Below are 6,722 nucleotides of genomic sequence, written 5' to 3'. Positions count from 1 at the left end.
GTATTAAATTTACGAGTAGGGTCGTTAAAGATGTAATTTTTATAACCTTTAAAGCTGGTGTGCGACGGTGTAAATTTCGCTTTAATTTCTGCTTTTAAATTCTTTCCTGGCGCTCCATGAAGCCACTTTACATCTAATGTTCCTTTTAATGGTGCAGTACTAGTTAGGATGTCGTTTTCGAAATCTACTTTAATTTTTAATCGGTTTGGTTTAACAGTTTCAATTTTTAAACCTTTATAAAATGTAGCACCACCAACCGAAACTTTAGCATTATAGTTTCCTGTTTTATCCTCTTGAGAAGTTGGCACTGTGAATTTGTAGAAATTATTAAGGTGATCTGCAGTAACTTTTTTATAAACTAATTTTCCATTGGGGTTAGTAATTTCCATTTTAACAGGGTGTCCTTTGGGTAGCTTATTGTCCGTGTCGTTTAGCATAAAGGTTAAATGCAAGGTGTCTCCAGGTCGCCAAACACCACGTTCGCCATAAATGTAACCTTTAAGTCCGCGTTGTAAACGGTTTCCAGAAACATCAAACTTGCTTAGCGATAACGAATTACCATCGTAAAGTTTAACGTAGGTTGTGTTTTGTCCTTTTGTAACAATAGCAAAATTTGCATGCTTGTCAGAATCGATTGTGATTAAACCCTGCTCGTCAGTAGTTCTACTAGCCAATTCTTGCTGTTGAAAATTATACAGTATAACCTTTGCACCAGCCTCTGGATTCGTATTTAATATGTTTGTAACTGCAAAATAATAGGAGTTGTTAGTGCCTCGTTTTGCAATCACACCAAGATTTGATGCCAGTAGGTTTTGAGATACTATTTTACGTTCGTTATAATAGGCATCGTGACAGGGGTTGTTTTCTTCTCGCCAATTGTAGCTGTAGTTTTTATAGCGATATATTAAATTATCCCAGTATTGTTCTTCGCGTAAATCTTCATCTTCTGATGATATTTCGTCTAAATCATTTTCATAATAATCGTCTTCGTAATATTCATCGTATTCATCATTTTCTGTGTTTGTAATATTTGAGTTCGCTTCGCAATCATATAAAGAATAACTTTTATTGTAGCTTAATTCAATGCGATAAATAGCACCGGCATCAGCTTTAAAAAACTTAGACAAATCTATACTATACGCTTTCCATTTTCCGGTGTTTTCTGCTGATGTTTGGAGTTGAATTGTTTGTTTTGCAATACGACGCCCCACTTTTTTAATGTCGTATCGGTTGTTGCTATTTAAATTGTTGTCCTGTAAAAACTGAAGCACATTATCTTCAAAAATTTTGATAACCCTTACATCAACAGCACTTAAATTAACAGCTTCAAAATTGAATTTTAATTCTTGTGAATTTGGTAGAATGGTACCATTACTAATTAAACGCACTTGTGGTTTTAAGTCTTCAAAAGCAATAGTTTCAGAAAAGGGTTTCTTCAATTTATAATCATCGGTATTTTTTATGCCTTGAAAAACATCAACCTGAATATTACCAACTAATTTACTATCTGGATAGACTTTTAGCACATTTCCATCTACTATATATTTTGGATTTTTTATGTTTTGAATAGTAACTAAACCATCAAAATTTTGCTGTTTTTTTAAAGGATCTGAAAAGTTGATTGATAGATGCTGTTCGGGTGATTGGATAACATCTACATCAACAATTGTAAAATTATTTATTCCAGGAATATTGATGGTGTTTTCGCCTTTATTTGATGCTTTTATATTTTTTCCATTCCATTTTATATCAATTTTGCTGTCTTCAATTTGTCGATTGATACTATCAATTTTAAATTCAAAATATTTAGAACTTTCGTTAGCTTCATTAAAAACAAGATTTAAATTTTTATCATTTTGAGATGCTTCAACTAAAGTTTTAGCATCGGTAATCGATATTACATCAGCAGATTTTATAACGCCCTCAAGATATTGCCAGTTTTTGCTGTAAGATTGTAAATGATTGGTAGTGACGTTAAAATTGGGTGTAATGGTTTTAAACTGAAAGGTGTAATCTTTAAAACCATCGGGCATGTTTTTATAAATTGCCCCAAGCTTAACGGTAACGGTATATTCGGTATCAGGTTCTAAATGTTCATCTGGGGTAAAAAGTAGTGTGTGTTTGTTGAAAGCTGTCAACTTACCTTCAACATGTGGTTTTATGCTCACGATGTTATCGGTGATTTCAGAACTCATTTCCCAGCCTTCAACATCGTTTGCCAAATTAATTTGAATAGGACTAGCAACTGATGTCATTCCGGAAGTAGTATAACTTATATAGTCTCTAAATTTGAAAAGATTATCGGTTTCTGTTACTTTCTTTTTACAGGAAAAGGCTAACGTAAGAATCAATACGAAAGCAAAGAGCTTTTTTAATGACATAAATTTGATGGATTTTAAATGAACAAAATAACTAAAAAAGAAAGCGTAGGTAGTTTCATTTGTAGATTTCTATTAATTTATCTGTCAAATGTAACATCGAAATAGCTTTTATAGGAGAAAGATATTTTTCACATACGATGTTTCTCGTTAATAAAAGTACGTTCAAGTTTTTATGTTTAGACTTAGTAGCTTTGTTAAAGTGTTCTTAAAATTATTCCTCATTGTAAATCCCAATAGTCAACTCACCTTTATCATTCATAGTCGCTCTATACATACCAGCCGTATTAAATTCAGCAACCATATTACCGTTTTTATCAATGGCAACAATACCACCAGTACCACCAAGCTTAGTTAGTTTGTTTTGAATAACTTCTTTTGACGCTTCTTTAAGCGATAATCCTTTGTATTCCATAAGCGCAGAAATATCATAAGCGACCATGGCACGAATAAAGTATTCGCCCCAACCTGTGCTCGATACGGCACAAGTATTGTTATTAGCATACGTACCAGCACCAATAATAGGCGAGTCGCCAATGCGCCCCCAGCGTTTATTTGTCATGCCGCCCGTTGAAGTTCCAGCAGCTAAGTTGCCATTTTTATCTAATGCAGCACACCCTACAGTTCCAAATTTTGAATCTTTAATATCGTTATCATAAAATGAGACTTTAGTATCATGATCTAGTTCTGTTTGTTCTTTTTCTTTTATGTTTTGAAGTGATTTATAACGTCTTTCAGTGTAAAAATAATTCGGGTCAACAATTTGTAAACCCTGCTCTTTGGCGAATGTGTTTGCTCCTTTTCCAGATAGCATCACATGAGGCGATTTTTCCATAACAGCTTTGGCTAAATCAATAGGATTTCTAACGGTTGTGGTTCCTGCGGAAGCTCCTGCGTTTAAAGTTTCTCCATCCATTATGGAGGCATCATGTTCGTTAGTTCCTTCATTTGTGAAAACAGCACCTTTTCCCGCGTTAAATAGTGGAGAGTCTTCCATAATATTTATGGTTTTAGTTACTGCTTCTAAACTTGTTCCCCCATTTTTTAAGATATCATAACCTACTCGAATAGCTTCTTCTAATTTTTGTTTATAAGCGGTTTCCATTTCAGGAGACATATTCTTTTTTAAAATAGTGCCAGCACCTCCATGGATAATTATTGAAAAGGCATTGGAAGTCTCTTTATTTAATGGAATTACTTGGCCGTCTTCTAATTTAATTGTTGGCACATCATCAAGCCTCTCTTGAGGATTTGAGTCAAATAGTTTATTTCCTTCTTTACAAGCACTAAAAAGGAATAAAACGGATAATAAAAAGGCGATTTTTTTCATAATAAATTAATAGGTTGAATAGCTTTTAAAGATAGTATTTTAATGTAAAATTGAGAAAAATAAACACTATAAATTAGTATATTCGCAACAAAACTGAATAATAATATTAAAACAAAAATATATGGAAACGGTGACAACTGATTTCGGAATACAAGAAGCTTTAGAATCATTGGGTGTAAAGGCTGTTAATGAAGGCACTTCAACAGGTTCAAACAATTTTTCTAATGGAGAAACTATAGAATCCTATTCGCCAGTTGATGGAAAATTAATTGGTAAAGTAAAAACGACTACCAGAGCAGATTACGACAAAGTAATGGGTGCTGCTACAAAAGCATTTTTATCTTGGAGAGATATTCCTGCTCCTCAACGTGGAGAAATTGTGCGTCAATTTGGAAACAAATTAAGAGACTTAAAAAAACCATTGGGGAAATTAGTGTCTTACGAGATGGGTAAATCTTTACAAGAAGGCTACGGAGAAGTTCAAGAAATGATTGATATCTGTGATTTTGCTGTTGGATTATCTAGACAATTAAACGGACAAACTATTCCATCTGAAAGACCAGGGCATGTTATGAGAGAACAATGGCATCCAATTGGTGTTGTTGGTATTATTTCGGCATTTAACTTTCCAGTTGCCGTTTGGGCATGGAACACAGCTTTAGCTTGGATTTGTGGCGATGTATGTGTTTGGAAAGCTTCCGAAAAAGCACCATTATGCTCAATTGCTTGTCAAAATATTATTGCTGAAATTTTAAAAGAAAACAACTTGCCAGAAGGTATTTCGTGTATCATTAATGGCGATTATAAAGTTGGTGAAATGATGACTACAGATTCTCGTATTCCTTTAGTTTCTGCCACAGGTTCAACAAGAATGGGAAGGATTGTTGGCGCAACAGTTGCTGAACGTTTTGGAAAATCTTTATTAGAATTAGGAGGAAACAATGCCATTATTATTACACCAACTGCCGATTTAAAAGTGGTGGTTCCTGGTGCTGTTTTTGGTGCTGTTGGAACTTGTGGACAACGTTGTACTTCTACAAGGCGATTAATTATTCATGAATCTGTTTACGATAAAGTTAGAGATGCCATTGTTGGTGCTTATGGTCAATTGACTATCGGAAATCCATTAGATGAAACTAATCATATAGGACCATTAATTGATAAAGATGCCGTTAACACCTATTTAGCTGCTATCGAAAAAGCAAAAGCAGAAGGTGGAAACGTATTAGTTGAAGGTGGTGTTTTAGAAGGTGAAGGTTACGAAAGTGGATGCTACGTTAAACCAGCAATTATTGAAGCTGAAAATCATTTTGAAATTGTACAACACGAAACGTTTGCACCTATTTTATATTTAATGAAATATTCTGGAGAAGTAGAAAATGCTATAGAAAAACAGAATGGTGTTGCCCAAGGATTATCTTCTGCCATCATGACTAATGAAATGAAAGAAGCAGAAAAATTCTTATCATATGCAGGTTCAGATTGTGGAATTGCGAATGTCAACATCGGAACTTCTGGTGCTGAAATTGGAGGTGCTTTTGGTGGTGAAAAAGAAACTGGTGGTGGACGAGAGTCTGGTTCTGATGCTTGGAAAGTATACATGAGACGTCAAACAAATACAATCAATTATTCTGATGAGTTACCATTAGCTCAAGGAATTAAATTTGATTTATAAAAATAAGATTTAAATTATATTTATTAAGCCACATCTTTTTGTGGCTTTTTTATTTAAAAAAAACCTTGTCTCAAATTCCAGAAATGTACTGGCAGAAACAAGGTTTATATCTAATAAAAGATTAATAGCGATGCAAAAATGCTTATAATTAATGTGTTATGCAATAGCTGAAGGTTAAATTAACATTAATTTTATCAACAAGTAATCAACTGTATTTCACTTTTCTTAAAATACGTAATGCCTCTTTGTAAAGATTATATAATTCTTCACTGTAATGTCGCAAATAAGGTTTGGCTTCATTTAGCCTGTCTATAGCATCATGAAAAAGATTGAGATAACAAATTAAATACGTTACCGGTAAGTTTTTTAAATCTTGCTCTTCGTTTTTTGTAAAAGGAAGTCCTTTTTTGAGTTTCTCTAAAATAGCATTGTTAGAATTATAAATATGATGTAGTATTTTTTTATCAAATTGGGGTGGTTCAAATAATAGCTTCGTTTCAATATTATAATTAGCATTATTTTCAAACGAAATAATGGTTTCTTCCAAAGGGTAATATTTATTGGTGTTTTGAAGTCCAAGATTTACATATTCAATAATTTTAAAACAATCGTCATTAATGGATATTGAAACCTCATCTAAAGCCGAAAAAAATAAGCGGACCTGCTCGTTAATCAATTCGATATCAACTCTAGAAAAATATATTTCGTCTTTAACTACTTTTTTTTGCCCTGACCAACACACCACAAAGTACTCTTTAAAAACCTTGTATTGTGCGTTATAATCTTTACGTGTATTCATAAAATAAAAAACAGCATCTAATGTATGTTCAATATTGTTTTGCGCATGTTTTTCAATGGCTTCAACAATTTTAGAATTGATGTCTTTTATTTCAATATCGAACACTTTTGGCATGCTCATACTGCCATCCCTAAAAAACACAGAGCCACCATAATATTTCCAAATGTTTTTACGTAGCGATGTTATTTTTCCAGTGGGACGAATGGTAACTAGTCCAACTACTTTATCGTCTGGTAAATGCGGAAACGGAATGTTTTCGTATTGTACAATAGGCGGATGACTTAAATAAGCATTAATGAGGTTTTGAATTTTACTATCATCAAAAAAATCAACACCAATAATGTTATTGTCTTCATCTTCAACTCCAATAACAATGTACGAGTTGTTTTTAGGGTTACTGTTTGAAAGTGCACATATGTGTTTTAAAAATTTAGCTTTTCCCTCTTTATGGCTAATATCTATTTTACGCTTTTTATCATAAAAACTGTTCTCATCGTTATGAGCTAAAAGGTGTTTTATAAGTAAGCGTTTGTTAATCAT

4 protein-coding genes are annotated in these 6,722 nt (G+C 33.1%); 1 reads left to right on the top strand and 3 read right to left on the bottom strand.

Annotated features, from left to right (window positions below; genetic code table 11):
• Positions 1-2,381, bottom strand: a 2,381-nt coding sequence (locus AADI82_RS12615; RefSeq protein WP_341216785.1) for an MG2 domain-containing protein, incomplete at its 3' end; no start/stop codon positions are given.
• Between the two features lie 211 nt (positions 2,382-2,592).
• Positions 2,593-3,708, bottom strand: coding sequence for an isoaspartyl peptidase/L-asparaginase (locus AADI82_RS12610; protein WP_341216784.1), 1,116 nt, complete (start codon positions 3,706-3,708; stop codon positions 2,593-2,595).
• A gap of 121 nt (positions 3,709-3,829) precedes the next feature.
• On the opposite strand from AADI82_RS12610, the gene AADI82_RS12605 reads away from it, so the two are divergent.
• Positions 3,830-5,383: an aldehyde dehydrogenase family protein gene (locus AADI82_RS12605; RefSeq protein WP_341216783.1), complete on the top strand. Its 1,554-nt coding sequence runs from the start codon at positions 3,830-3,832 to the stop codon at positions 5,381-5,383.
• Between the two features lie 205 nt (positions 5,384-5,588).
• On the opposite strand, the gene AADI82_RS12600 is transcribed toward AADI82_RS12605, so the two are convergent.
• A partial coding sequence (locus AADI82_RS12600) for an ATP-binding protein (protein ID WP_341216782.1) occupies positions 5,589-6,722 on the bottom strand: 1,134 nt, incomplete at its 5' end.

This window comes from uncultured Wocania sp. (assembly GCF_964021735.1).
Lineage (GTDB): Bacteria > Bacteroidota > Bacteroidia > Flavobacteriales > Flavobacteriaceae > Wocania_A.
Note: the sequence above shows the minus strand (reverse complement) of the source record. Positions and strands in the feature narration are given on the sequence as shown.